We start from the raw sequence: 25811 nt of genomic DNA on the forward strand, positions 1-25811 counted from the left end.
GACCCGTCCAGCGTCGCCGGGCCGGCCCGGCATGGCCGGCCCTTGTCTTCCAGCGCACTCGAAGTGACAGGATCGCGGGCATGGATACCACGCGCATTCTGGGGCGCAGCGGCATCGAGGTCAGCGCGCTGGGCATGGGCTGCTGGGCCATCGGCGGACCCTGGTACGCCGGTGAGCAGCCCCTGGGCTGGGGACAGGTCGACGACGACGAGTCGGTGCGTACGGTGCGGCGGGCGTTGGAGCTCGGGGTCACGCTCTTCGACACCGCCGACACGTACGGCGCCGGGCACAGCGAGCGGGTGCTCGGCCGGGCGCTCGCGGGCCGGCGCGACGAGGCGGTGATCGCCACCAAGTGGGGCAACACCTTCGACGAGGCGACCCGGCAGGCCACCGGCCCCGACGCGTCGCCGGAGTACCTGCGCCGGGCGGTGGAGGCGTCGTTGCGCCGGCTGGACACCGACCGGATCGACCTCTACCAGCTGCACCTCAACGACCTGCCGATCGGCCGGGCCGAGGCGCTGCTGGAGACGCTGGAGGGGCTCGTCGCCGAGGGCAAGATCCGGTCGTACGGGTGGAGCACCGACTTCGCCGACCGGGCCGAGGCGTACGCCGTCGGCGGCGAGCACGCCACCGCGATCCAGCACTCCCTGTCGGTGTTGCAGGACGCGCCGGACGTGCTCGCCGTCTGCGACAAGTACGAGCTGGCCAGCATCAACCGGGGACCGCTCGGGATGGGCCTGCTGACCGGCAAGTACACGGCGACCACGACGCTGGGCGCCGACGACGTGCGCGGCGTGGCCCCGCAGTGGCTGGACTGGTTCCGGGGCGGCCGGCCCGCACCGGAGTGGCTGCGCCGGGTCGGCGCGGTCCGGGACGCGCTCACCGCGGACGGCCGTACCCTCGCCCAGGGCGCGCTCGGCTGGATCTGGGCGCGCAGCGGCCGGGCGGTACCGATCCCCGGCTGCCGTACCGTCGCGCAGCTGGAGGAGAACGCCGCCGCGCTCGCCCGCGGTCCGCTCGCCCCGGAGCAGTTCGCCGAGGTGGAGCGCCTGCTGGCCGCGATCCGTGTGGTCCAGACGCACTAACCCCCGCGCCCGCCCCGCGCCCCGCCCCTCCCCGTCGATCTAGGGCAAATCCCTGCTAGTGGATCTCCAATCACCAGGATTTGCCCTAGATCGACGAGGTCACTGGGCGCTCGTGGCCAGCTTCGTGGCCTGCTCGACCAGGTGGGCCGGCATCGGCTCGTGACGGACGAACCGGCGCCGGAAGGTACCGATCCCCGAGGTCATCGAGCGCAGCTCGACCGCGTACCGGAGCAGCTCGGTGGCGGGCACCTCGGCGCGTACCAGCGTCCGCTCGACCCCGTCGCCGTCCGGCTCGGTACCGAGCACCCGGCCGCGCCGGCCGGAGAGGTCGCTCATCACCGCGCCGACGAACGAGTCCGGCACCCGGATCGTCACCTCGTCCACCGGCTCCAGCAGCGTGAGCTGCCCCTTCTCGGCCGCGTCCCGAAGGGCCAGCGCGCCGGCGGTCTGGAACGCCGCGTCGGAGGAGTCCACGCTGTGCGCCTTGCCGTCGAAGAGGGTCACCCGCACGTCGACCACCGGGTAGCCGGCGACGATGCCGCGCTCCATCTGGGCGCGTACGCCCTTCTCCACCGACGGGATGTAGTTGTGCGGCACGGCGCCGCCGACGACCCGGTCCACGAACTCGAACCCCGCGCCGCGCGGCAGCGGCTCCACCTCGATGTCGGCCACCGCGTACTGGCCGTGCCCGCCGGACTGCTTCACGTGTCGCCCGTGCCCCTTCGACCCGGCCGTGAAGGTCTCGCGCAGCGCCACCCGTACCGGTTCGGTCTCCAGCTCCACCCCGCCGGAGCGGAGCCGGTCGAGCACCACGTCGGCGTGCGCCTCGCCCATGCACCAGAGGACCAGCTGGTGGGTCTCCGGATTGCGCTCCAGCCGCAGCGTCGGGTCGCCGGCGACCAGCCGGGCCAGGTTCTTGGCCAGGGCGTCCTCGTCGGCCCGGCTGCGGGCCACGATCGCCACCGGCAGCAGCGGCTCGGGCATCTCCCACGGGGCGATCAGCAGCGGCTGGTCCTTGCCGGAGATGGTGTCACCGGTCTCCGCGCTGCCCGACTTGGTGATCGCGCAGATGTCGCCGGCCACGCAGGCCGGCACCTCGCGCAGCGCGGCGCCCAGCGGCGCGTACACGTGGGCGACGCGCTCGTCGGCGTCGTGGTCGGGGTGCCCGCGCCCGGCCAGGCCGTGCCCGGAGACGTGGACGACCTGGTCGGGGCGGAGCGTGCCGGAGAAGACCCGGACCAGGCTGACCCGTCCGACGTGCCGGTCCACGGTGGTCTTGACCACCTCGGCCACCAGCGGCCCCTCCGGGTCGCAGGTCAGCGGCGGCCGGGGGGAACCGTCGACCCCGGTCACCACCGGCAGGTCGTGCTCCAGCGGCGAGGGGAAGGCCGCGGTCAGCACCTCCAGCAGCGCGTCCAGGCCGACCCCGGTGCCCGCGCAGACCGGGATCACCGGGTAGAAGTGCCCCCGGGCGACCGCCTTCTCCAGGTCCTCGATCAGCACCGCCGGCTCGATCTCCTCGCCGCCGAGGTACCGGTCCATCAGGGTCTCGTCCTCGCTCTCGGCGATGATCCCCTCGATCAGCTCGTCGCGGGCCTCCCCGATGGCGGGCAGGTGCTCGGGGTCGGGCTCGCGTACCGCCGGCGGCAGCCCTCCGGTGTAGTCGAAGACCCGCCGGGTGATCAGGCCGAGCAGGCCGGCCACGGAGACGCCGTCGTCGCCGAGCATCGGCAGGTAGAGCGGGAGCACGTTGTCGCCGAAGACCCGCTGGCAGAGCGCCACCGTCTCGTCGAAGTCGGCGCGCGGATGGTCCAGCCGGGCGACGGCCACGGCCCGGGGCATGTCGACGGCCGCGCACTCCTCCCACAGGGCGGCGGTGGCGGCGTCCATGCCGTCGACGGCGGAGACGACGAAGAGCGCGGCGTCGGCGGCGCGCAGCCCGGCGCGCAGCTCACCGACGAAGTCGGCGTAGCCGGGGGTGTCCAGCAAATTGACCTTGATTCCGTCGTGCAGTACGGGCGCGCAGGCGAGCGTCACCGAGCGCTGCTGGCGCACGGCGGCCGGGTCGTGGTCGCAGACCGTGGTGCCGTCAGTGACGGTACCGGCCCGGTCGACCGTGCCGGTCGCGGCGAGCAGCGCCTCGACCAGGGTCGTCTTGCCGGCGCCGGAGTGCCCGACGAGCACCACGTTGCGAACCCTGCCGGGCTCGTCCACCACCGGCGCGCCGCCGGTGACCCCCTTCTCCTGACTCCTCTGCGCCATGGGGCGCACCTCCCTCAGCCGGTGGTTGGTGACGACCGCCGCGCGCGACGGGGAAGCGGCCCGGGCGGAATCCGCGGCGATATCCTCGGGTGGCGTGCGTTGTGCCGGGTACGGGACGGTTCACGCGGGTGACCTGGGTCACTCGTTCTTCCGATCCCACACCCGCCCGCGAGCTGGCACAACCCCGTAGCGCGAAGTAAGCACGACCGGTCGTACCGCCTCCGGGCCACCGACGGTTATCGTGGGACCGCCATGGCGAAGATCTTCAGAGTCTCGGTGCGCGCCGGCATGACCCGCGTCGTCGAGCCACTCGCCCGCAGTCTGCTGCGGGCCGGAGTGTCCCCCAACACGGTCACGGTGGCCGGTACCGTCGGCGTGCTCGTCGGCGCCATCGGCTTCGGCGCCCGCGGCCAGTTCATCCCCGGACTGATCATCGTCACCCTGTCGGCGCTGACCGACATGCTCGACGGGACGATGGCCCGGCTGCGCGGCGGCACCAGCCGCTTCGGTGCCTTCCTCGACTCGAGCATGGACCGGATCGCCGACAGCGCCATCTTCGGCGCCGTGGCGTACTGGCTCGCCACCCAGGACGACCGCCTCGGCCTGGTGGCCGCGCTGATCTGCCTCGCCGCCGGCCAGGTCGTCTCGTACGTGAAGGCCCGCGCCGAGGGACTGGGGATGACCTGCAACGTCGGCATCGCCGAGCGCCCCGAGCGACTGATCACCGTCGGCGTCGGCGGCCTGCTCAGCGCGGTGGGGCTCGACTGGGGCCTGTCGGCCGTGCTCTGGATTCTCGCGGTGCTCTCGGTGATCACGGTCGGTCAGCGCGTCGCCCACGTCCACGGGCAGGCCCGGGACGCCAAGGTCAGCGTGGACGCGTGACCTGGTGAACCTGGTCGAGTTCGGCTACCTGGCCGGCTGGCGGCTGGTGCGCGCGCTGCCCCGACCCGTCGCCGCGGCGGCGTTCCGGGCCGGCGCGGACCGCGCGTACCGCGGCGGGGGCCGCGGGGTCACCCGGCTCGCCGCCAACCTGCGTCGGGTCGTCGGCCCCGACCTGCCCGAGGCGGAGCTGGCCGAGCTGACCCGCCGGGCCATGCGCTCCTACGCGCGCTACTGGATGGAGGCGTTCCGCCTCCCGTCGCTCAGCCGCGAGCAGGTGCGTGACGCCTTCCGGCTGGACGGCGAGGAGGAGTTGGCCGCCGCCGTGGCGGCCGGTCGCGGCGTGGTGGTCGCGCTGCCGCACTCGGGCAACTGGGACGCGGCCGGCGCCTGGGTGGCGGCGCGGGGGTGGCCGCTGACCACCGTCATGGAACGCCTCCGGCCCGAGGGCGTGTACCAGCGGTTCCTCGCCTTCCGAAAGCGGCTCGGGATGGAGATCCTGCCGGCCAGCGGCGGCGAGCGACCCCCGTTCGACGTGCTCGTGGAGCGGCTGCGGGCCGGGCACGTGGTCCCGCTGCTGGCCGAGCGGGACCTGTCGGCCCGGGGCGTCGAGGTGACCTTCTTCGGCGGCCGGACCCGGATGCCGGCCGGTCCCGCGCTGCTGGCCATCCGTACCGGGGCGCCGCTCTACGTCGCCTCCCTGTGGTACGAGCCGGAGCGGGCGCGGGGCCTGCTGGAGGGGCCGATCCCGCTGCCCGACCCGGACTCCGGCCCGCTCGATCAGCGGGTTCGCGAGGTGACCCAGCGGATCGCCGACCTGATCGCCGCCGGCATCGCCCGGCATCCCGAGGACTGGCACATGCTGCAACGGCTCTGGCTGGACGAGCCCGGCCCGACCGCCCCCGCGGACGGGGTCGCCGGGTCTCCGGGCGGGGTCGCGGCGGCGGGGGCGGCCGCGACCGGCGCCTCCTCGGCGAGCCCGGAAGCGTCCGCGACGAGGCCGCCCGTGACACCCGGGCAGGCCTGAGGGGGAGGGTCGTAGTGCGGATCGGCATCGTCTGCCCGTACTCGTTCGACGTACCGGGCGGGGTGCAGAACCACGTGCTGGACCTCGCCGAGGCGCTGATCGGCCTCGGGCACGAGGTGAGCGTGCTCGCTCCGGCCGACGAGGACGCCCCGCTCCCGCCGTACGTGGTCCCGGCCGGCCGGTCGGTGCCGTTCCCGTACAACGGGTCGGTCGCCCGCATCACCTTCGGCCCGGTCTCCACCGCCCGGGTACGCCGCTGGCTGGCCCGGGGCGAGTTCGACGTGCTGCACGTGCACGAGCCGTTCGTGCTGAGCGTCTCGCTGCTGGCGGTGCTCAGCGCGCGGGGACCGGTGGTGGCCACCTTCCACACCGCGATGACCCGCTCCCGGGCGCTCGCCGCCGCCCAGGGCATCCTCCAGCTGGTGCTGGAACGGATCACGGCGCGGATCGCGGTCAGCGCCTCGGCCCGCAAGGTCCAGGTCGAGCACCTGGACGGGGGAGCGGTGGAGATCCCGAACGGGGTCGCGGTGGCGAAGTTCGCCGACGCCGTACCGCTGCCCGGCTGGCCCGGTACCTGCACCACCGGGCAGGGCGGGACGATCGGCTTCCTCGGCCGCTTCACCGAGCCGCGCAAGGGGTTCGCCGTGCTGCGCGAGGCGTTCGTGGCGCTCGCGCCGCATCGGCCGGGGCTGCGGCTGCTGGTCGCGGGTCCGGGCGAGGCGGAGGAGCTCTACGAGGACGTGCCGGCCGAGCTGCACTCGCGGATCACGTTCCTCGGCAAGGTCTCCGAGGAGGACAAGGCGCGGATGCTGCGCAGCGTGGACCTCTACGTCGCGCCGAACACCGGCGGCGAGTCGTTCGGGATGATCCTCACCGAGGCGATGGCGGCCGGTACCACGGTCGTGGCCAGCGACCTCGACGCGTTCCGCCGGGTGCTCGACGGCGGCCGCGCCGGCGAGCTCTTCCCCACCGGCGACGCGGTGGCGCTGCGCCGGGTCCTCGCCGGGCTGCTGGACGACCCGGACCGCCGCGCCGAGCTGGCGGCGTGCGGCCGGCAGGTGGTGGCGGGCTTCGACTGGCCGGTGGTGGCCCGCCGGGTCCTGGAGGTGTACGCCACCGCGATCGAGGCCACCGACGGCCGGGTCCTCGACGAGGAGTGGGTCGAACCGCGCTGAGCTGGGCCGGGGCGCCGGGAGCGCGCCGCGCCCCGGGCGGCGGAAAGGGGGCGACACTACGATGCCGGACATGCGGTGGGTGGTGGCGGTACTGGCCGGAGTGGTCCTGGTGTCGGCGTACCTGGTGTGGACGGCGGCCCGGGTGGAGCGGTTGCACTCGCGGGTCGCCGCGGCGGCGCGGGCTCTCGACGCGCACCTGCTGCGGCGCGCGGCCGCCGCGGCGGTACTGGCGGAGGAGCGGTACGCCACCGAGCTGTACGCGGCGGCCCGCATCGCGCTGGACGCCGGACCCGAGGAGCGGGAGGCGGCGGAGAACGACCTGACCCGGCAGCTGCGGAACATGCCGCTGGCCGCCGACGACCCGGCGGTCGAGCCGGTGGTAGCCGCCAGTCGCCGGCTGGCGCTGGCCCGCCAGGTCCATACCGACCTGGTGCGGGACGCGCTTTCCGCGCGCCGACGCCCGATCGTCCGGTTGTTCCGGATGGCACGCAAGCACGAGCGTCCGCGCTACTTCGACGTCGACGACCCGACCCTGATCACCCAGCCCGACCTGCCGGTCGGCTGACGACCCCCGCCCCGCCCCAGCCGACCCCGGCTCGGCGCGACACCGGCCGGCACCGGCCCGGCGCGACCCCGGCCCGCTCCGGCCGGCACCGGCCCGGCGTGACCCCGGCGACGGGGAATGGCCGGCCGGGGCGCGTTGCTGTACCCCCGAGGCGACCGCCGCGGTCCGCCGGCACCGGCAGCGTCCCTCCCGCCCGCCCTGCGGGTGACGGTCGCCACAGGGCAGGCCACCGGGGGGTCGATTGGCTGTCGGAGCCGTCCCGGATCCGGCGGTAGCATCGTGAGGAACCCTTTTCACCGCCTTTGAGGAGCGATAACTCGTGTCCGAGTCCGCCACCCAGTCCGGTCCGGTCCAGCCGGCCGGGGATGCCGAGCAGTCCCTCACCGCCACGCCGGTCGTCGGTACGTCCCGGGTGAAGCGGGGCATGGCCGACATGCTCAAGGGCGGTGTGATCATGGACGTGGTCACCCCGGAGCAGGCGAAGATCGCCGAGGACGCGGGCGCCGTCGCCGTCATGGCGCTGGAGCGGGTACCGGCCGACATCCGCGCCCAGGGCGGGGTCTCCCGGATGAGCGACCCCGACATGATCGACGGGATCATCAACGCGGTCTCCATCCCGGTCATGGCCAAGGCGCGCATCGGCCACTTCGTCGAGGCGCAGATCCTCCAGGCGCTCGGCGTCGACTACGTCGACGAGTCCGAGGTGCTCACCCCGGCCGACTACGCCAACCACATCGACAAGTGGGCGTTCACCGTCCCCTTCGTCTGCGGTGCCACCAACCTCGGCGAGGCGCTGCGCCGGATCACCGAGGGCGCCGCGATGATCCGCTCCAAGGGCGAGGCGGGCACCGGCGACGTCTCGAACGCCACCACCCACATGCGCAAGATCCGCGACGAGATCCGCCGCCTCAGCTCGCTCCCCGCCGACGAGCTGTACGTGGCGGCGAAGGAGCTGCAGGCCCCGTACGAGCTGGTCCGCGAGGTGGCCGAGACCGGCAAGCTGCCGGTGGTGCTCTTCACCGCGGGTGGCATCGCCACCCCGGCCGACGCGGCCATGATGATGCAGCTCGGCGCGGAGGGCGTCTTCGTCGGCTCCGGGATCTTCAAGTCCGGCAACCCGGCCCAGCGGGCCGCGGCGATCGTGAAGGCGACCACCTTCTACGACGACCCGGACGTGCTGGCCAAGGTCTCCCGTGGCCTGGGCGAGGCGATGGTCGGCCTCAACGTGGACGAGATCCCCGTTCCGCACCGGCTCGCCGAGCGGGGCTGGTGACCGGGCCGATGACCACTGGCGTGGCTGAGCCGGTCGTCGGCGTGCTCGCGCTCCAGGGTGACGTGCGCGAGCACGTACGCGCGCTGACGGGTTCCGGCGCGCGGGCCCGGGGCGTACGGCGACCCGAGGAACTGGAGGAGGTCGACGGCCTGGTGATCCCGGGCGGCGAGTCGACCACGATGAGCAAGCTCGCCGACGAGTTCGGCCTGCTGGAGCCGATCCGCAAGCGGATCGCGGGCGGGATGCCGGCCTACGGCTCCTGCGCCGGCATGATCATGCTGGCCACCGAGGTCCTGGACGGACGTCCCGACCAGCGCGGCTTCGACGGGATCGAGATGACCGTGCGACGCAACGCGTTCGGCCGGCAGGTCGACTCGTTCGAGGCGCCGGTCGAGATCGACGGTCTTCCCGGGCCCCGGTTCCACGCGGTCTTCATCCGGGCCCCCTGGGTGGAGCGGGTGGGCGACGAGGTCCAGGTGCTCGGGCGGGTCACCGACGGACCGGCCGCCGACCGGATCGTCGCGGTACGGCAGGGCAACCTGCTCGCCACCTCGTTCCACCCGGAGCTGACCGGTGACCTCCGGGTGCACCGGTACTTCGTCGACCTGGTACGCAACGCCGGCTGACCGCCCGGCCCCCGGAAGGGGGCCGGCGGCCTGCCGGCTATCGACCCCGGTGACATGATTGCCCGATGTCTTCTGCTGCCGTGGAGCTGTCGCGCGTGCTGTCGGCCGCCGGGGAGCGCGGCGAGGCCGAGCGGGTCCTGCGGCAACAGCGGCGACACCTCGGAGGAGAGTCTCGTCCTCACCGATCCGGCCCAGCTGCGCCGGGCGCTGGACGAGATGCTCGGCGACGACGAGGCCCCGATCGAGTCCGCGCGGCTGGAGGTGTTCCAGGGGGTGAGCTGGCGACGAGTCTCGATCTGGAGATCGACGCCGACGCGTGGGCCTCGGCGCGGGTGCCGATCCCGGACCTGTCGGAGCCGAGGTTGCCGCTCGGCCATCCGGTGCGGGTGGCCGGACGGACGTACCACCACGGATACAATCTGATCTTGCCGTAGCGGTGGCCCGGCGGACCGGCCCCCGGGGCGTTTCGGCTGGTCCCGACCCCTCCGCCGGCCGCCGGAGGGAATATCCCGACCGCCTGCGGCCTTGGCTCTTCCGAGGCCGGGACCGGCGCCGCGGGTCGTCGTGACGATCGTGGGACCACCCAGACAATATGATCTCGCGGTAATCGCCGTTCGTATCCGCCGCCGCTGGTTCGCGGCGCGGGTCGGTACCGGCATGTGACACCGATCGGGGTAGCGTCGGTAGGATTGCCGCTGTTCCGTGGGGTAACCCCAACGCCGCGGCCTCCGTCCAGAGCCGACCGTCGATCTCGCGTACGCCGGTCCGCCATGGCGGCGGGCGTGGGGGCGGCGCGGTACGCAGTCGACGCCATACGGCGGGTAGCAATGGAGGTTGTAGATGTCCGGCCACTCAAAGTGGGCGACGACCAAGCACAAGAAGGCGGTCATCGACGCCAAGCGCGGCAAGATGTTCGCCAAGCTGATCAAGAACGTCGAGGTGGCGGCCCGTACCGGCGGCGGCGACCCGGCCGGTAACCCGACCCTCTACGACGCCATCCAGAAGGCGAAGAAGAACTCGGTACCGAACGACAACATCGACCGCGCGGTCAAGCGCGGCTCCGGCCTGGAGGCCGGCGGCGCGGACTGGCAGACGGTGATGTACGAGGGCTACGGCCCGAACGGCGTGGCGCTGCTGATCGAGTGCCTGACCGACAACCGGAACCGCGCGGCGACCGAGGTACGTACCGCGCTGACCCGCAACGGCGGCTCGCTGGCGGACGCGGGCTCGGTGTCGTACCTCTTCTCCCGCAAGGGCGTCGTGATCGTGCCGAAGGCCGGGCTCTCCGAGGACGACGTGCTCCTGGCCGTGCTGGACGCCGGCGCGGAGGAGGTCAACGACCTCGGCGAGGCGTACGAGGTGGTCTCCGAGCCGGCCGACCTGATCCCGGTGCGTACCGCACTGCAGGACGCCGGCATCGAGTACGAGTCGGCCGAGTCCTCCCTGGTGCCGAGCGTCAACGTGCCGCTCGACGAGGAGGGCGCGCGCAAGATCTTCAAGCTGATCGACGTGCTGGAGGACTGCGACGACGTGCAGAACGTCTACGCGAACTTCGACGTCTCCGACGAGGTCATGGCCGCCGTCGGCTGACCTCGGTCCCGGGCGCCGTCGAGCCGGTCACGCGGCTCGGCGGCGCGTTTCCATGTCCGGGCCGGTGCCTGGTGTCCCCGGGTCCGGTGGCGCCGCGCTGGCGCCGCGCCGCGTCCGGCCGGTCCGGCCGCGGCGGTCAGTCGCGGCTCGTCCGCTCCGCGATGGCCGGCAGGGCGCGCGAGAACGAGGCGAGGCTCTTGTACGGCTCGCCGTCCAGGACCCGGGCGGCCAGTCCGAACGGAAACCCGGTCACGCCGAGCGCCGAGACGGCCGGCACGCCGGGTGCCCGCTCGTGCTCGATCCACTCGCCGCCGTGGGCCCGGATCGTCACCTCGCCGGTGTAGGCGCCGATCAGCTGCCACCACAGGTCGCGGCGCTCGCCCACGAGCGGCCCGTCGGCGAGTAGTTCGGCGCAGATCTCGTCGAGCGTCGACAGGCTCTCCGGCGACCAGTCGAGTCGACGGCTGAACTGCCGGGAGACCAGGTCCACGCACTCGTCCGCGAGCGCGCGCAGGTACGTCGCGTCGGGTGGGCTCATGGCCGTCGATCCTGACACGGGTTCGCTCCGCCGACGATCGAGTTTGTGGCCCCCCCGGGTCCGCCGATCATGGAGTTGTGGCCGGCCGGTTCGCCGGTGTCGATGGGGTTTGTTCCGGCCAGAACTCCATGATCAACACGTGGCCGGGCCTAGCATCACGAATTGTGAGCAGGGGTGACCGGATCGGCGTCGCGCTCGTAGCGCTGCTGCTCTGCGCGGTCGCCGGCTGTACCGGAGGTCGGAAGCCGGCCGCCGCGCTGCGCGAGTCCCGCTCGCCGCTGCCGGCCGGTCCCGCCCTGCTGCCCGGGATGCCGGCGTACCCGTCCCGCGCCGACGTCTACGCGGCGGCCGGTCCCGACATGCTCAGCCCGGCCGTGCGCGGCGACAGGCCGCTGGTCTACGTGCCGAACACCAAGGGCGACGACGTCTGGGTGATCGACCCGGCCACCCGCAAGGTGGTGGACAAGTTCCCCGGCGGGCCGGAACCGCAGCACGTGGTCCCCTCGTACGACCTGCGCACGCTGTACGTCGCCTCCAGCAAGATCCCCACCGGGGGAGTGATCCCGATCGACCCGCGTACCGGCAAGCCGGGCGCCTTCCGCAACCTTGAGGACGTCTACAACCTCTACTTCACCCCGGACGGGCGCGAGGCGATCGTGGTTGCCGAGGCGTACCAGCGGTTGGACTTCTACGACGCGCGGACCTGGCGCAAGACCCGCTCCGCGCGCTTCCCCGAGTGCACCGGCATCAACCACATGGACTACTCGGTCGACGGCAAGACGATGCTGTTCAGCTGCGAGTTCGCCAACCGGATGCTGGTGCTGGACACCGCGTCCGCCCGCAAGCTGCGACAGTTCGACCTGACCGTGGTGCGCGACGGCATGCCCCAGGACACCCGGCTCACCCCGGACGGGCGGCACTTCCTGGTGGCGGACATGCACGCCCACGGCGTCTACGTCTTCGACGGCGCGGCGACCCGGCAGACCGGCTTCATCCCGACCGGTCGGGGCGCGCACGGGATCTACTTCAGCCGCGACGGCCGCTCCGGGTACGTCACCAACCGGGACGAGGGCAGCATCACCGTGCTCGACCTGGCCACGCTCAAGCCGACGGCCACCTGGCGGATCCCCGGCGGCGGCAGCCCGGACATGGGCGGGCTCTCCGCCGACGGTCGTGAACTCTGGCTCTCCGGCCGCTACCACAACGAGGTGTACGTGCTGAGCACCGCGGACGGGAGGCTGCTGGCCCGCATCCCGGCCGGCAACGGCCCGCACGGGCTGACCATCTGGCCGCAGCCCGGCCGGTACTCGCTGGGCCACACCGGCAACATCCGCTGACCGGGCCCGCGCCGCCCGGGCGCCCGAGCGGCTGGCTGGCCGGCCGTCGCGACGCGCGTCGATCCCCGCGACCCGACTGTGTCGCAAACCATAAGCCGCTTCTATAAGCAGCTGATATAACTGACCGAGTGGAATCTGGATCTTGGTCGGCCGAGGCGGAGGTCGTGGCCGGCGGTGCCGCTGACGACAGCGGAACCGGCGCCGTCGACGACACCGGAACCGACGCCGCCGGTGACGCCGGAAGCGGCGCGGGCGGCGGCGGGACCGACGCCGACGTCGTCCGGCTGGCGACGGCCGTGGAGCGCTTCACCCGGGTACTGCGGCGGCTGACCGCCCCCGACGGGATGAGCCTCACCACGGTCGCCACGCTCGTCCGCCTGGATGACCTGGGCCCGCACCGCCTCTCCGAGCTGGCGGCGGCGGAGGGGGTGACCCAGCCGGGCATGACCCAGCTGGTCTCCCGGCTGGAGCGCGAGGGGTTGGCGCAGCGTCGCGGCGACCCCGCGGACGGGCGGGTCGTGGTCGTCGAGATCACCGCGGCGGGCCGCGAGTCGATCCTCCGCCGGCGCCGGGAGCGCGCCGGGAAGCTCTCCGGGCTCCTGGCCGACCTGCCCGCCGAGGACCGGGCGGCGATCACCCGGTCGCTGGAGGTCCTGGACCGGCTCGCCGGAAGGCTCTCCGGGCCGCCCGCCGGTTCCGCCGGCTAGTTGGGGCGCGCCGCGCCGTCCGGTCGGGTGATTCCGCCGCCGGGCCGGGCGTGGGCGCCGTGAGCGAGGCGTCACGCCTCGAACGAGGGAATGGGACGTAATGGCATCGACTGGATCCGCTCGGGGCGGCGCCCGTACGGGCGCGGGTGTGCGGGGCGTGATGAGCGGGGGCGTGGAGCATCCGCGGTACAAGTGGATCGCCCTCTCCAACACCACCCTGGGCATGCTGCTGGCCACGATCAACTCGTCGATCGTGTTGATCTCCCTGCCGGCGATCTTCAACGGGATCCACGTCGACCCGTTGCAGCCCGCCAACGTCAGCTACCTGCTCTGGATGTTGATGGGCTACATGCTCGTCACGGCGGTGCTGGTGGTGACGCTCGGCCGGCTCGGCGACATGTACGGCCGGGTACGCATCTACAACGCCGGCTTCGCCCTCTTCACGATCACCTCGATCGTGCTCTCGCTCGACCCGCTGGACGGCGGCGGCGGCGCGCTCTGGCTGATCGGCTGGCGGGTGTTGCAGGCCGTCGGCGGCTCGATGCTGATGGCGAACTCCGCCGCGATCATCACCGACGTCTTCCCGGCCAAGCAGCGGGGCACCGCGCTCGGCATCAACATCGTCGCCGGTATCGCCGGGTCCTTCATCGGCCTGGTCCTCGGCGGCGTGCTCAGCGAGTGGAACTGGCGCTCGGTCTTCTGGGTCAACGTGCCGATCGGCATCATCGGTACCGTCTGGGCCTACCGTTCGCTGCGCGACGCGGGCGTACGGGTCAAGGCGAGGATCGACTGGTGGGGCAACCTCACCTTCGCCGTGGGACTGACCGCGCTGCTGGCCGGCATCACGTACGGCATCCAGCCCTACGGCGGGCACACCATGGGCTGGACCAACCCGTGGGTGCTGGCCGGGCTGATCGGCGGCGGCGCCGTACTCGCGCTCTTCTGCCTGATCGAGACCCGGGTGGCGGAGCCGATGTTCCCGCTCGGCCTGTTCAAGATTGCCGCCTTCTCCAGCGGCAACGCGGCCGGCCTGCTCGGCTCGATCGCCCGGGGCGGGCTCCAGTTCATGCTGATCATCTGGTTGCAGGGAATCTGGCTGCCGCTGCACGGGTACGACTACGAGCGCACCCCGCTCTGGGCCGGCATCTACCTACTGCCGCTCACCGTCGGGTTCCTTGCCGCCGGACCGCTCTCCGGCGCGCTCTCGGACCGCTTCGGCGCCCGGCTCTTCGCCGCGGGCGGCCTGCTCGTGATGGCCGCGTCCTTCGCCGGACTGCTGCTCATCCCGAGCGACTTCAACTACTGGGTCTTCGCCGCGCTGGTCTTCCTCAACGGGCTCGGCGGCGGCCTCTTCGCCGCCCCGAACACCGCGCTGGTGATGTCGAGCGTCCCGGCCCGGCTGCGCGGCGCCGCCTCCGGCATGCGGGCCACCTTCCAGAACGCCGGTATGGTCCTCTCCATCGGCGTCTTCTTCTCGCTGATGGTCGCCGGTCTCGCCGGCTCGCTGCCGGGCACGCTGGACGCCGGGCTGACCGCGCAGGGCGTACCGGCCTCCGCCGCGAACACCATCGCCCAGCTGCCACCGGTCGGTACGCTCTTCGCCGCCTTCCTCGGCTACAACCCGATCCAGCAGCTGCTCGGACCGGCCATCCTGAACACGCTGCCGGCGGCGAACGCGCACACGCTCACCGGACGCGAGTTCTTCCCCCATCTGATCTCGGTGCCGTTCCACGACGGCCTGGTGATCGTGTTCTGGCTCGCCATCGCGATGGCCGTCGTCGGCGCGATCGCCTCGCTGCTCACCCCGGCCGGCAGGCCGGCCGCACCGGCCGACCTCGTGACCCGCGAGTCCGAGCTGGTGGACGAGCTCTACGGCGCGGAGCCGCTCACCCCGACGCCGAGGGCGGCCACCCCGCTGACCGACAACCCGAGCTGAGGCGGTCGGAAGGGTCTCCGGTCGTCGCCGCCCGCGCGACCGGGGACCCTTCCGCGTACCCGGCCCTTCCGCGTACCCGGAGCGTGGCCGTCCCGGTCGCCGGCCATTGCCATAGCTTGATCATTTATATATCGTGAGCGCTCGTGAAAGGCATGCGCGAACCGACCTTCCTCATCCTCACCGCGCTGGCCGACCGACCCCGACACGGGTACGGCATCGTGCGGGAGGTCGGGGTGCTCTCCGACGGGCGGGTCAGCCTGCTGACCGGCACGCTCTACACGGCGCTCGACCGGCTCGCCGCCGAAGGGCTCGTCGAACTCGACCACGAGGAAGAGGTCGACGGGCGGCTGCGGCGCTACTACCGGCTCACCGGCGAGGGGCTCGCCGCGCTCACCGCCGAGACCGCCCGGCTCCGCCAGCTCACCACGGCGGCCGAGGAGCGGCTCCGGTCCGTGCGCCCGAGGACCGCGTGATGACCGGCCCGCTCACCCGCCGGTACCGCCGGCTGCTGCTCGCCTATCCCCGCGCGTACCGCCGCGCCCGCGGCGACGAACTGCTCGGCGCGCTGCTCGACGCCGCCCCGCCGGGGCGCGCCCGACCCACCGCGCGCGAGGCCGCCGACCTGATCCGGCACGGGCTGCGGGCCCGCCTCGGCCGGCCGGCCAGCCGTACCGTCGTCGCCTGGGCCGTGCTCGTCGCGGTCGTCAGCGGCGTGTTCGCCGCCGCGTTCGCCACCCGCGCCGGATGGGAGACCGCCCGGCCGCTGCCACGCGCCGCCGAGGCGCGGGCCATGCTCGCCGAGGTCCTGCCCGGCCAGGAGTTCGACGACATCGAGGACGCCCCCGCGCTGTTCGTCATCTACGGGCAGCCGCTGAGCTGGAACGCCGCGCACAGCCTGCTCTTCTTCGACGGTGGCGAGTACGCCCAGGCGGGGGTCGGCGGCTCTGCCGTGGGCGTCCCGGCGCGCCCGCCGGGGGAGACCGTCGAGCTGGTCCAGCGCAACCTGCGCGAACACGGCTGGACCGTTTATCCCACGACGCTCCGCGACATGTACGGCTGCGTCGGCCCGCCCTGCGACCCCGCGGCGATTCCCACCGGCGCCACCATCGTGGCGCGGCGCGGGGACACGACGTTCACGATGGAGGTCAACCCCGCGTACGCCGGGAACCCCGGCTACCTCGGGGCGGTGTTCCAGCGGGCGACCCCGGTGGCCGTGTACCCGTTCGGGCTCGTCGGCGGCCTCCTCGGTGCCGTGGTCGCGTTCCTGGTGTTCGGCTGGGCCAGCCGCCGCACCGAGGGACGGCACCCGGCCCGCGTCGCGGTGAAGCCGCTGTTGGGCGTCGTGCTCTTCTTCTGGTGGGTGCCGACGTTGTGGACGCTTCCCCTCGCGGCCCAGCACCACCTCGACGAACCACATCCGTCCTGGCACCCGATGTGGGAGTGGCTCGGCCAACCGACGTTCTCGCTGCTGTTCCTCGTCGGTTGCGGCGCCGCGCTGCTCGGACTGGCGCTGGCGGCCCTGCCCCGGCCCGACCGCGAGCCGGTGGGCACCGTCCCCCGCGCCGGTTAGAGTTCGATACGTGGATCTTGCGCGGGCGCGGTCGCTGTGGCGGCCCGAACCGGGATGGCTCAACACCGCCAGCTATGGGCTCCCGCCCGAGCCGGCCTGGCTCGCCCTCCAAGCGGCGCTGGACGAGTGGCGCGCCGGGCGTACCTCGTGGGAGGGGTGGGGCGAGGCGACCGGGCGGGCCCGGGCGGCCTTCGCCCGCCTGGTCGGCGTACCGGCCGAGGACGTCGCGGTCGGCAGCGCCGTCTCCCAGCTTCTCGCGCCCGTCGCGGCGGCCGTGCCCGAGGGCGCGAGCGTGCTCGTGCCCGAGGTGGAGTTCACCTCCAACCTGTTCCCCTGGCTGGCGCAGGCCGGCCGGGGCGTACGGGTGCGCACGGTCGCCGTGGACGCCCTCGCCGGCGCCGTCGACGCCGGTACCGACGTCGTGGCGTTCAGCCTGGTCCAGTCCGCCGACGGTGGCGTCGCCCGGTACGACGAGATCGTGGCGGCCGCCCGGGCCCACGGCGCGCTGGTGGTGGTGGACGCGACGCAGGGCTGCGGTTGGCTGCCGTTCGAGGCGGGCCGGGCGGATGCGGTGGTGGTGGCCGCGTACAAGTGGCTGATGGCGCCCCGGGGCGCCGCCTTCGCCTATCTCGCCCCCGAACTGCGCGAACGGCTGACCCCCTCGGCCGCGGGCTGGTACGCCGGCGAGGACGTGCACGACTCGTACTACGGCCCGCCGCTGCGGCTGGCCCACGACGCCCGCCGCTTCGACATCTCGCCCGCCTGGTTCAGCTACGTCGGCGCGGCGCCCGCGCTGGAGCTGATCGAAAAGATCGGGCTGGCCGCGATCCGGGAACACAACGTGGGGCTGGCCAACCGGTTCCGCGCCGGGCTCGGCCTGCCGCCCGGCGACAGCGCGATCGTCTCCGTCGACCGGCCCGGGGCCCAGGAGCGGCTCGCCGCGGCCGGCGTCCGTGCGGCGGTACGGGCCGGCCGGGTCCGCGCCTCGTTCCACGTCTACTCCACGGTGGAGGACGTCGAGACGGCGGTCGCGGCGTTGACCGCCTGAGCGCCGGCCTCGGGAGGGTGCGCATATCGACGGGCGGCCATGGTGCGGCGCACCGGCCGTGGCCCGAACACATGCAACGTGGTCGATCTCGTCGGCGGACCGGGCGGTCCGCCCGGCGGCGCGAACCGTAACCGTCTCGTCATGTAGCGGCAACCCGCTTCAATCTATCTGAATATGTAGAGCCACGACATGGCCCGTCACGCATCGGCCGCCGTAGGTTTCCGGGAACGCGTCGATCTGTGATGCCCGTCACGAGTCGGGCGGCCGGATCGCGGGACCAGTTCGGAGGGTGGCGATGGCCGGCGAGGCGCTCCTGTCGGTACGCGGGCTGACCCGCGACTTCCGCGGGTTCCGGGCGGTCGACGGCGTGGACCTCGACATCGCGGCCGGTACGGTCCACGCGCTCGTCGGCCCCAACGGCGCCGGGAAGACCACCCTGTTCAACCTGCTCACCGGCTTTCTGCGCCCCAGCGCCGGGCGGATCGTGCTGGGCGGCCGGGAGGTGACCGGGCTGCCGCCCGAGCGGGTGGCGCGGCTCGGCGTGGCGCGGTCCTTCCAGATCACCAGCCTCTTTCCCCGGCTCTGCGCCCGGGAGCACGTCGAACTCGCGCTGCAGAGCGCCAGCGGCCTGGGCTGGCGGTTCTGGCGCTCGGCCGCCCTGATGCGCCGCTACACGCCCCGCGCCGTCGAGCTGCTCGACCTGGTCGGCCTCGCCGAGCTGGCCGAGACGCCGGCCGACGCGCTCGCCTACGGCCGCAAGCGGGCGCTCGAACTGGCCATCGCGCTGGCGCTGGAGCCGAAGGTGCTGCTGCTGGACGAGCCGACCGCGGGGATGGGGCTGGAGGACGTCGACCGGACCGTCGAGCTGATCGGCCGGGTCCGACAGGGACGGACGGTCGTCATGGTCGAGCACAACATGAGCGTGGTCGGCCGGCTCGCCGACACCGTCACCGTGCTCCAGGCCGGCCGGGTGCTGGTCGAGGGGGCGTACGAGCAGGTCCGCGCCGACGAGCGCGTGATCACGGCGTACCTGGGCCGGGCCGCCGGCCCGCCACCCGGCACCCACGGCGGCGCCGGGACCGACGCCGAGCCGGCGGCCGGTGCCGGGCGGGAGGGGGCCACCGATGCTGCGCGTTGACCAACTCTCCGCCTGGTACGGCGAGGCGCAGGTGCTGCGCGAGGTGAGCCTGGAGGTCGGCACCGGTGAGGTCGTCACCCTGGTGGGGCGCAACGGCGCCGGCAAGTCCACGCTGCTGCGCTGCCTCATGGGCCTGCACGCCGGCCAGCGCGGCGTGATCGAACTGGACGGTCGGGACATCCACCGGCTGCCGGCGCACCGGCGGGCCCGGCTCGGCCTCGGCTGGGTACCGGACGACCGGGGCAGCTACGCCAGCCTGACCGTCGCCGAACACCTCGCCCTGCCGCCGGCGGTACGGCCGAGCGGGCCGGGTGCCGCCGACCTTTCCTGGCCGCTGGCCCGGATCTACGAGACCTTTCCCAACCTGTACGCCCGGCGGGGCTCGCCGGCGACCACCCTCTCCGGCGGCGAGCAGCAGATGCTCGCCCTGGCCCGGGTGCTGCGCTCCGGGGCCCGGCTGCTGCTCTGCGACGAGCCGACCGAGGGGCTCTCCCCGCTGCTCGTCTCCCAGGTCGGCGACATCCTGCGGCAGGCCAAGCGGCACGGCGTGACCGTGCTGCTGGTCGAGCAGAACCTGCACTTCGCCACGGAGGTCGCCGACCGCCACTACCTGCTGGCCCAGGGCCGCATCGCGGAGGCGATGGCGAACTCCGAGGTGCGCTCCCGGGAGCGGGAACTCCTGTCGTACCTGGGCATCTGACCCCGGGCGGGCGCCGGCCGGCGAGCGCGTCGGCACCGGCGGAACACCCGACCGGCCGAACACCTCATCCGCAATCGACGACCGCGAGCCGCGCCCGGCGCGGATCTGGAGGGATGGTTATGCGCGCAACCGCTCCCGTCGCGGTGGCCTCGGCCACCGTGCTGCTCCTCACCGGCTGTGGCGGCGGCGGGCCCCGGGGCTCGGCCAACTCGAAGCTCACCGACGACAAGATCGTGCTGGGCGTGCTCAACGACCAGTCCGGGCCGTACCTGGAGGCGTCCGGGAAGAACTCGGTCAAGGCGGTGGAGCTGGCCGTCGAGGACTTCAAGGCCAAGTACGGCGACAAGGCGATCACCAAGAACATCTCGGTGGAGACCGCCGACCACCAGAACAAGCCGGACGTCGCGAACACCAAGGCCGCCGAGATGTACGACCGCAAGGCCGTCGACGCGATCCTCGACGTGCCGACCTCGTCGGCGGCGGAGAAGGTGGCCGACGTGGCGAAGGAGAAGAAGAAGCTCTACTTCAACATCACTGCCGCGACCACCACGCTGACCGGTACGAAGTGCAACAGGTACACGTTCCACTACGCGTACGACACGTACATGCTGGCGAACGGGACCGGGCGCAACACCACCGAGCAGGGCGCGAAGAACTGGTACGTGGTCTACCCGAACTACCAGTTCGGCCAGGACATGGAGAAGAGCTTCTCGGCGGCGGTGCAGGCGGCCGGCGGCCGGATCGTCGCCAAGGACGCGGCGCCGTTCCCGAACACCTCCGGTGACTACTCGACCTACCTGCTCAAGGCGCCGACGCTGAACCCGAAGCCGGACGTGCTCGGCACCATGCAGGCCGGGGCCGAGCTGGTCAACCTGGTCAAGCAGTACAACGAGTTCAAGCTGCGGGACAAGGGCGTCGGGCTGGCGGTCGGGCTGATGTTCCTGACCGACATCCACTCGCTGACCCCCGACGCGCTCGCCGGTACCACCTACACCGACGCCTGGTACTGGAACTTCGACGCCAAGAACCGGGAGTTCGCCGACCGGTTCCAGAAGGTGGCCGGGGTGCGCCCCACCTTCTCCCACGCGGCCAACTACTCCGCCGCGCTGCAGTACCTGGAGGCGGTCCAGGCCGCCGGCACCGACGACGCGGACACGATCGTCAAGCAGCTGGAGGGCAAGACCATCGAGGACGTCTTCCTGCGCAACGGCAAGATCCGGCCGGAGGACCACCGGGTGGTGCACGACGCGTACCTGGCTCAGGTGAAGCCCGCGGCCGAGGTCACCGAGCCGTGGGACTACGTCAAGATCCTCAAGACCATCCCGGCGGCCGAGGCGTTCCGCGCCCCGTCGCCGGACTGCAAGATGTGACCCGGCCATGACCGGCTTCCTGCAGAACACCTTCAACGGGCTGGTGAGCGGGGCGTTCTACGCCCTGCTCGCCCTCGGGCTCGCGGTCATCTTCGGCATGCTGCGGGTGGTGAACTTCGCCCACGGCGCCTTCTACATGCTCGGCGCGTTCGGGGCGTACGTGCTGCTCGCCGAGGCGGGGGTGCCGTTCTGGTGGGCCCTGGTGATCATGCCGGTCGGGCTCGGCCTGTTCGGCGTGCTCCTGGAGCGGACCCTCATCCACCGGCTGACCCGGCTCGACCCGCTCTACAACTTCCTGCTCACCTTCGGCCTCACGCTGATCCTCCAGGACCTGGTGAAGTCCCGGTACGGGGTGCAGTCCAGCCCGTACGCCACCCCGGGCGAGCTGGACGGCTCGGTCGACCTCGGGCTCTTCGACTTCCCCACCTACCGGGTCTTCATCCTCGGCTTCGCGGTGCTGGTCTGCGTCGCCGTCTGGTGGCTGCTCTCGCACACCCGGATCGGCCTGGTGGTCCGGGCCGCCACCGAGCGCCCGGAGCTGACCCGGGCCTTCGGCATCGACGTGGGACGCTGGGTGACCCCGGTCTTCGGCTTCGGCATCGCGCTGGCCGGCCTGGCGGGGGTGCTGGCCGCGCCGATGCGGGCCGTGAACCCGCTGATGGGCGCCGACCTGATCATCGTGGTCTTCGCCGTGGTGGTGATCGGCGGGCTCGGCTCGATCTTCGGCTCGGTCGCCGCCGGCTTCGGCATCGGACTGATCCAGGCCTGGGGCGAGGCGTACGCGCCGCCGATCCTGTCGCAGACCCTGGTCTTCATCGTGATGGCCGTCGTGCTGCTCTGGCGGCCGGCGGGCCTGTTCGGACGTGAGGAGTCACCGGCGTGACCGAGACCTCCACTGTGGAAGCGCCGGCCGCCTCGCCCGGCCGGCCGCGGTCGGCGCTCGGCGCCGTCGCCACGGCGCCCGCCTGGGTACGCTACGCGCTGCTCGCCGCCGGGCTCGGCTTCGCCCTCTGGCTGCCGAACGGGCTCTATCCGGCCGTGGCGGTGGACATGCTCTGCTGGGCGCTCTTCGCCGTCGCGGTGGACCTGCTGCTCGGCTTCACCGGGCTGATGTCCTTCGGGCACGCGGCGTTCTGGGGCACCTCCGCGTACGTCACCGGGCTCGTCGCGATCCACTCCGGCGCGCCGTTCCCGCTGGCCGTACTGGCCGGGGCGGTGGCGGCGGCGGTGCTGGCCGTACCGATCGGCTACCTCGCGGTCAAGCGCACCGGCATCTACTTCGCGATGGTGACGCTCGCCTTCGCCCAGATGATCTACTTCATCGCCAACGAGTGGCGCGGCGTGACCCGGGGCGAGAACGGCCTCCAGGGCGTCCCCCGGGTGCTGCCCGGTGTGGATCTCACCGACGACTACTACTTCTACTACGCGGCCCTGCCGATCGTGCTGGTCGGGCTCTTCGTCGCCTGGCGGATCGTGCACTCGCCGTTCGGTCGGGTGCTGGTCGGCATCTGCGACAACCCGGCCCGCGCCCGGGCGCTCGGGTACCCGGTGCACCGGTACAAGCTGGTCGCCTTCGTGCTCTCTGCGTTCGTGGCCGGGCTGGGCGGCGGGCTCTTCGCGGTCGCGCACCGGTTCGTCGCGCTGGATGTGCTGCACTGGACCATCTCGGGCAAGGCCGTCATCGTCGTCGTGCTCGGCGGCATCGGCACCCTCTGGGGCGGGCTGATCGGCGCGGCGATCTTGGTCCGGCTGGAGGACTGGCTCTCGTTCTCCGGCTTCGAGTCGATCGGCCTGGTCACCGGCGGGATCTTCGTGCTGGTGGTGCTGCTGTTCCGCAAGGGGATCTGGGGCAGCGTCGCCGACCTGGTCGCCCGTTGGTCGGCCCGGCGCCGCGAGTAGCCGCCGGCCCGCGGGCCCCCGTCGCGGGTCCTCCGCCGGCCCGCGGGTCCTCGCCGCGTGTCCTCCCTCACATACGAGACGAAGTCGTTTCGTATTTCTCCCGCCCTCCGTTAGCGTGGCTGACGTTACGAGTCCGTGCCGTTTCGTATTCACGGACGGACCACATGGGGGGAGAAACCGTACATGCAGCCACAAGAGCTGTCGGAACACCACAACGGCCACCCGAGAAGGTGGGCGATCCTGGGCGTGCTGGTCATCAGCCTGCTCGTGGTGGTCCTGGACAACACCATCCTCAACGTCGCCCTGCGGACCATCGCGGACCCGGAGCACGGCCTCGGCGCCACCCAGGGGCAGCTGGAGTGGGGGATCAACTCCTACACCCTGGTCTTCGCCGGCCTGCTCTTCACCTTCGGCATCCTCGGTGACCGGCTCGGGCGCAAGCGCTTCCTGCTGGTCGGGCTGGTCCTCTTCGGCCTCTCCTCGCTCGCGTCGGCGTACGCCCAGAACCCGGGGCAGCTCATCGCCGCCCGGGCGCTGATGGGCCTCGGCGGTGCGGCGATCATGCCGGTGACGCTGTCGATCATCTCGAACGTCTTCCACCCGAGGGACCGGGCCCGGGCGATCGGCATCTGGTCCGGCGCCGTCGGTCTCGGCGTCGCGATCGGCCCGATCCTGGGCGGCCTGCTGCTGCGCAACTTCTGGTGGGGCTCGGTCTTCCTGATCAACGTCCCGGTGGTCGCCATCGGCGTGATCGCGGTCGCGCTGCTGGTGCCCGAGTCGAAGGACCCGAAGCCCAACAAGATCGACATCATCGGCGTGCTGCTCTCGGTGATCGGCCTGGTCGGCCTCACGTACGGCATCATCGACGGTGGCGAGCACGGCTTCGACCAGCCGCTGGTCTGGGTCTCCATCGTCGGCGGGCTGGCGGTGCTGGCGGCCTTCGTCGCGTACGAGCGCCGGATCGCCTTCCCGTCGCTGGACGTACGGCTGTTCCGGCTGCCCCGGTTCGCCGCGCCGGTCGGCGTGGTCGGGCTGGTCTTCTTCGCCGCCATGGGCGTCTTCTTCTTCGGCTCGTTCTACCTCCAGCTGGTGCGGGGCTACTCGCCGTTGCGGACCGGCGTGAGCCTGCTGCCGTTCGCGATCGGCCAGCTGGTCTTCGCGCCGCGCAGCGCCGCCCTGGTCAAGCGGTACGGCGCCAAGGCCGTCTCCGCGGTCGGCCTGCTGCTGACCGCCGCCGCGCTCGCCGCCTTCATCTTCATCGGCGCCGAGACCCCGATCTGGGTGGTCGCCCTGGCCTTCTTCGTGCAGGGCGCCGGCATGGCCAACATCATGCCGCCCGCGATGGAGTCGATCATGTCGTCGCTGCCCCGGGAGCGGGCCGGCGTCGCCTCGGCGGTGAGCAACACGGTGCGGCAGGTCGGTGGTGCGCTCGGCATCGCGGTGCTCGGCTCCGTGCTCGCCGGGGTCTACCGGGGCGAGATCGAGCCGGCCACCCGGGCGCTGCCCGGCCCGCTCCGGGACGCCGCCAACGAGTCGATCTCCGGCGCGTACGGGGTCGCCGAGCGGCTCGGCGCGGCCGGCCCGCACCTGATGTCGGCGGCCAACGACGCGTTCATGGTGGCGATGCACTGGGCGGCGGGGCTGTCGACGCTGATCGCGGCGCTCGGCGTGCTGGTGGTGCTGCGCTGGATGCCCGGACGCACCGCGCCGGCCCAGCTGGAGCCGGAGCCGGTCGGTGAGCCGGAGCTGGCATCGGCGTCATAAGACCGTAACAATGGACCGCATGATTACCGCCGCGGACGCTCCTCGGTCGCCCGGCCGACCGAGGAGCGTCCGCGCGGACGAGGCGATAGTCGAGGCGACCCTCGATCTGATCAGCGAGGGGACCAGCATCGAGGCCCTCTCCATCGAGGCGATCGCGGGCCGGGCCGGCGTCGGGAAGGCCACGATCTACCGGCGGTGGCCGGGCAAGGACGCGCTCGTGATCGACGCGCTCCGCAAGCTCAAGGGCCCGCCGCCGGTACCGCGGGGCGAGTCGGTCCGCGCGGACCTGCTGACGCTGCTCGTGACCGTCGGCCGTACGCCCGACGAGCGGGCCGCGCGGGTGATGCCCTGCCTGATCCCCGAGATCAACCGCAGCGCGGACCGGATGCGGATCTGGCAGGAGATCACCGCGCCGCGCCGGCAGGTGATGCGGGAGGTGCTCCAGCGCGGGATGGTCACCGGTGAACTCCGCGCCGACCTCGACGTCGAGGTGACCATCGGGCTGCTGACCGGGCCGATGCTGATGCACCGGATGCTCGGTTGGGAACCGGAGGTCGCCGAGCAGACGCTGGCCGAACGGGTCGTCGACACCGTCCTGGCCGGCGCCGCCCCCGCCTGATCCACGGTTCCGCCCGTGGGGGAGCGAGCCGCCGCGCTACTGCGGGGAAACCGGCCCCTCGAACGCCGTTCGAGGCCACTGTTTCCCCGCAGGAGCGGGATCTCGCCCCGGTCCGGCGCCGCCCGCAGCAGCGCGATCTCGCGTCAGTTCGTCGGGGTGGTCAGGCGCATGGCCGGGGTGGTCCGGGGCGTGAAGCCCAGCGAACGGTAGAGCGGCTCCCCGGCGGGCGAGGCGTTCAGCTCGATCCGGGTCACCCCGCGCCGGCGGTACCAGTCGAGCAGCGCCTCCATGCACGCCCGCGAGTAGCCGCGCCGCCGGTGGTCCGGGTCGGTGACCACGTTGAACACGTGCCCGATCAGCCCGGAGGGGTTGCTCGGGCCCGGCAACCGGGACTCGACGGCCCCGAGGACGCACGCGGCCAGCCGGCCCGGCTCGTCCGGTCGCTCGACCACGAAGGCGACCAGCGAGGGCTCCGGCCCCGGCAACCGCTCACGCAGGCTCCGCGCCGCCGCCTCCGGCCAGGAACCGGGTTCGACCGTCCGCCCGTGGATCGCGCCGAGCATCACCCCACGCAGCCGTACCAGCTCGTCGACGTCGGACGCCAGCGCCCTCCGTACGTTGATCATGTTTGGACCGTACCCGGGTCGGGCCGCGCGCGGGCGGGCCGTGCGTGACCGCGCGACGTGACGGTGACCACGGCCGC

At 72.7% G+C, this 25811-nt stretch carries 22 protein-coding genes and 2 pseudogenes; 21 read left to right on the plus strand and 3 right to left on the minus strand.

The features are described from left to right. Positions 1 to 80: 80 nt before the first annotated feature. A complete protein-coding gene (locus tag AB0J86_RS16620; RefSeq protein ID WP_363857855.1) occupies positions 81 to 1085 on the plus strand; it encodes an aldo/keto reductase in 1005 nt (334 codons plus the stop codon). A gap of 99 nt (positions 1086 to 1184) precedes the next feature. Here the strand turns inward: AB0J86_RS16620 and AB0J86_RS16625 are convergent, their stop codons facing one another. Beyond that, positions 1185 to 3347, minus strand: coding sequence for an elongation factor G-like protein EF-G2 (locus AB0J86_RS16625; protein WP_363857857.1), 2163 nt, complete (start codon positions 3345 to 3347; stop codon positions 1185 to 1187). Positions 3348 to 3599: 252 nt separating this feature from the next. Between AB0J86_RS16625 and pgsA the strand changes: the two genes are divergently transcribed. The 7 genes and pseudogenes from pgsA (at position 3600) to AB0J86_RS16660 (ending at position 10482) form a co-directional block, all read left to right on the plus strand. Next, a complete protein-coding gene (gene pgsA / locus AB0J86_RS16630) occupies positions 3600 to 4229 on the plus strand; it encodes a phosphatidylinositol phosphate synthase (RefSeq protein ID WP_363857858.1) in 630 nt (209 codons plus the stop codon). 4 nt (positions 4230 to 4233) lie between these two features. Further along, positions 4234 to 5112: pseudogene (locus tag AB0J86_RS16635) on the plus strand (phosphatidylinositol mannoside acyltransferase); the annotation flags it as partial. Positions 5113 to 5267: 155 nt separating this feature from the next. Next, positions 5268 to 6428 carry a glycosyltransferase family 4 protein gene (locus AB0J86_RS16640; RefSeq protein WP_363857860.1) on the plus strand — a complete coding sequence of 387 codons (1161 nt, stop codon included), beginning with the start codon at positions 5268 to 5270 and terminating at the stop codon, positions 6426 to 6428. A gap of 61 nt (positions 6429 to 6489) precedes the next feature. Next, entirely contained in the window at positions 6490 to 6993 is a 504-nt protein-coding gene (locus tag AB0J86_RS16645) for a hypothetical protein (RefSeq protein WP_363857861.1), read from the plus strand. 319 nt (positions 6994 to 7312) lie between these two features. Beyond that, positions 7313 to 8266 carry a pyridoxal 5'-phosphate synthase lyase subunit PdxS gene (gene pdxS / locus AB0J86_RS16650; RefSeq protein WP_363857863.1) on the plus strand — a complete coding sequence of 318 codons (954 nt, stop codon included), beginning with the start codon at positions 7313 to 7315 and terminating at the stop codon, positions 8264 to 8266. A gap of 20 nt (positions 8267 to 8286) precedes the next feature. Continuing rightward, positions 8287 to 8892: a pyridoxal 5'-phosphate synthase glutaminase subunit PdxT gene (gene pdxT / locus AB0J86_RS16655; protein WP_363857865.1), complete on the plus strand. Its 606-nt coding sequence runs from the start codon at positions 8287 to 8289 to the stop codon at positions 8890 to 8892. Positions 8893 to 9732: 840 nt separating this feature from the next. Further along, positions 9733 to 10482: a YebC/PmpR family DNA-binding transcriptional regulator gene (locus AB0J86_RS16660; protein ID WP_363857867.1), complete on the plus strand. Its 750-nt coding sequence runs from the start codon at positions 9733 to 9735 to the stop codon at positions 10480 to 10482. Positions 10483 to 10618: 136 nt separating this feature from the next. On the opposite strand, the gene AB0J86_RS16665 is transcribed toward AB0J86_RS16660, so the two are convergent. After that, positions 10619 to 11020, minus strand: coding sequence for a hypothetical protein (locus tag AB0J86_RS16665; protein ID WP_363857869.1), 402 nt, complete (start codon positions 11018 to 11020; stop codon positions 10619 to 10621). 164 nt (positions 11021 to 11184) lie between these two features. On the opposite strand from AB0J86_RS16665, the gene AB0J86_RS16670 reads away from it, so the two are divergent. The 13 genes and pseudogenes from AB0J86_RS16670 to AB0J86_RS16730 all read left to right on the plus strand — a co-directional run bounded on the left by AB0J86_RS16670 (position 11185) and on the right by AB0J86_RS16730 (position 25108). After that, positions 11185 to 12357: a YncE family protein gene (locus tag AB0J86_RS16670; protein WP_363857871.1), complete on the plus strand. Its 1173-nt coding sequence runs from the start codon at positions 11185 to 11187 to the stop codon at positions 12355 to 12357. A 128-nt stretch (positions 12358 to 12485) separates the two neighbouring features. After that, complete coding sequence (locus AB0J86_RS16675; protein ID WP_363857873.1) at positions 12486 to 13064, plus strand: MarR family winged helix-turn-helix transcriptional regulator; 579 nt, start codon at positions 12486 to 12488, stop codon at positions 13062 to 13064. 160 nt (positions 13065 to 13224) lie between these two features. Beyond that, on the plus strand, positions 13225 to 15000 hold the full coding sequence (locus tag AB0J86_RS16680; protein ID WP_363857875.1) for an MFS transporter: 1776 nt from the start codon (positions 13225 to 13227) through the stop codon (positions 14998 to 15000). A gap of 152 nt (positions 15001 to 15152) precedes the next feature. After that, entirely contained in the window at positions 15153 to 15473 is a 321-nt protein-coding gene (locus tag AB0J86_RS16685; RefSeq protein ID WP_363858020.1) for a helix-turn-helix transcriptional regulator, read from the plus strand. Next, entirely contained in the window at positions 15473 to 16570 is a 1098-nt protein-coding gene (locus AB0J86_RS16690; RefSeq protein ID WP_363857877.1) for a hypothetical protein, read from the plus strand. Before AB0J86_RS16685 ends, AB0J86_RS16690 begins: the two co-directional genes overlap by 1 nt. A gap of 10 nt (positions 16571 to 16580) precedes the next feature. After that, positions 16581 to 17618, plus strand: a complete 1038-nt coding sequence (locus AB0J86_RS16695; protein WP_363857879.1) for an aminotransferase class V-fold PLP-dependent enzyme — start codon at positions 16581 to 16583, stop codon at positions 17616 to 17618. A 295-nt stretch (positions 17619 to 17913) separates the two neighbouring features. Further along, a pseudogene (locus AB0J86_RS16700) lies at positions 17914 to 18654 on the plus strand (ABC transporter ATP-binding protein); the annotation flags it as partial. 88 nt (positions 18655 to 18742) lie between these two features. Next, positions 18743 to 19456: an ABC transporter ATP-binding protein gene (locus tag AB0J86_RS16705; protein WP_363857880.1), complete on the plus strand. Its 714-nt coding sequence runs from the start codon at positions 18743 to 18745 to the stop codon at positions 19454 to 19456. A 113-nt stretch (positions 19457 to 19569) separates the two neighbouring features. Further along, the gene (locus AB0J86_RS16710) at positions 19570 to 20826 is read left to right on the plus strand and encodes an ABC transporter substrate-binding protein (RefSeq protein WP_363857882.1); all 1257 of its coding nucleotides are present in this window, start codon (positions 19570 to 19572) and stop codon (positions 20824 to 20826) included. Between the two features lie 7 nt (positions 20827 to 20833). Continuing rightward, positions 20834 to 21709 carry a branched-chain amino acid ABC transporter permease gene (locus AB0J86_RS16715; protein WP_363857883.1) on the plus strand — a complete coding sequence of 292 codons (876 nt, stop codon included), beginning with the start codon at positions 20834 to 20836 and terminating at the stop codon, positions 21707 to 21709. Between the two features lie 14 nt (positions 21710 to 21723). Beyond that, positions 21724 to 22725 (plus strand): branched-chain amino acid ABC transporter permease, encoded by a 1002-nt coding sequence (locus AB0J86_RS16720; RefSeq protein WP_363858022.1) that lies wholly within the window; start codon positions 21724 to 21726, stop codon positions 22723 to 22725. Between the two features lie 183 nt (positions 22726 to 22908). Next, positions 22909 to 24489 (plus strand): MFS transporter, encoded by a 1581-nt coding sequence (locus AB0J86_RS16725; protein ID WP_363857885.1) that lies wholly within the window; start codon positions 22909 to 22911, stop codon positions 24487 to 24489. Between the two features lie 19 nt (positions 24490 to 24508). Further along, positions 24509 to 25108: a TetR/AcrR family transcriptional regulator gene (locus tag AB0J86_RS16730; RefSeq protein WP_363857887.1), complete on the plus strand. Its 600-nt coding sequence runs from the start codon at positions 24509 to 24511 to the stop codon at positions 25106 to 25108. A 143-nt stretch (positions 25109 to 25251) separates the two neighbouring features. Here the strand turns inward: AB0J86_RS16730 and AB0J86_RS16735 are convergent, their stop codons facing one another. Next, positions 25252 to 25734: a GNAT family N-acetyltransferase gene (locus AB0J86_RS16735; RefSeq protein WP_363857889.1), complete on the minus strand. Its 483-nt coding sequence runs from the start codon at positions 25732 to 25734 to the stop codon at positions 25252 to 25254. Positions 25735 to 25811: the final 77 nt, after the last annotated feature.

It is taken from the genome of Micromonospora sp. NPDC049559 (assembly GCF_040676675.1).
GTDB lineage: Bacteria > Actinomycetota > Actinomycetes > Mycobacteriales > Micromonosporaceae > JBFAPK01.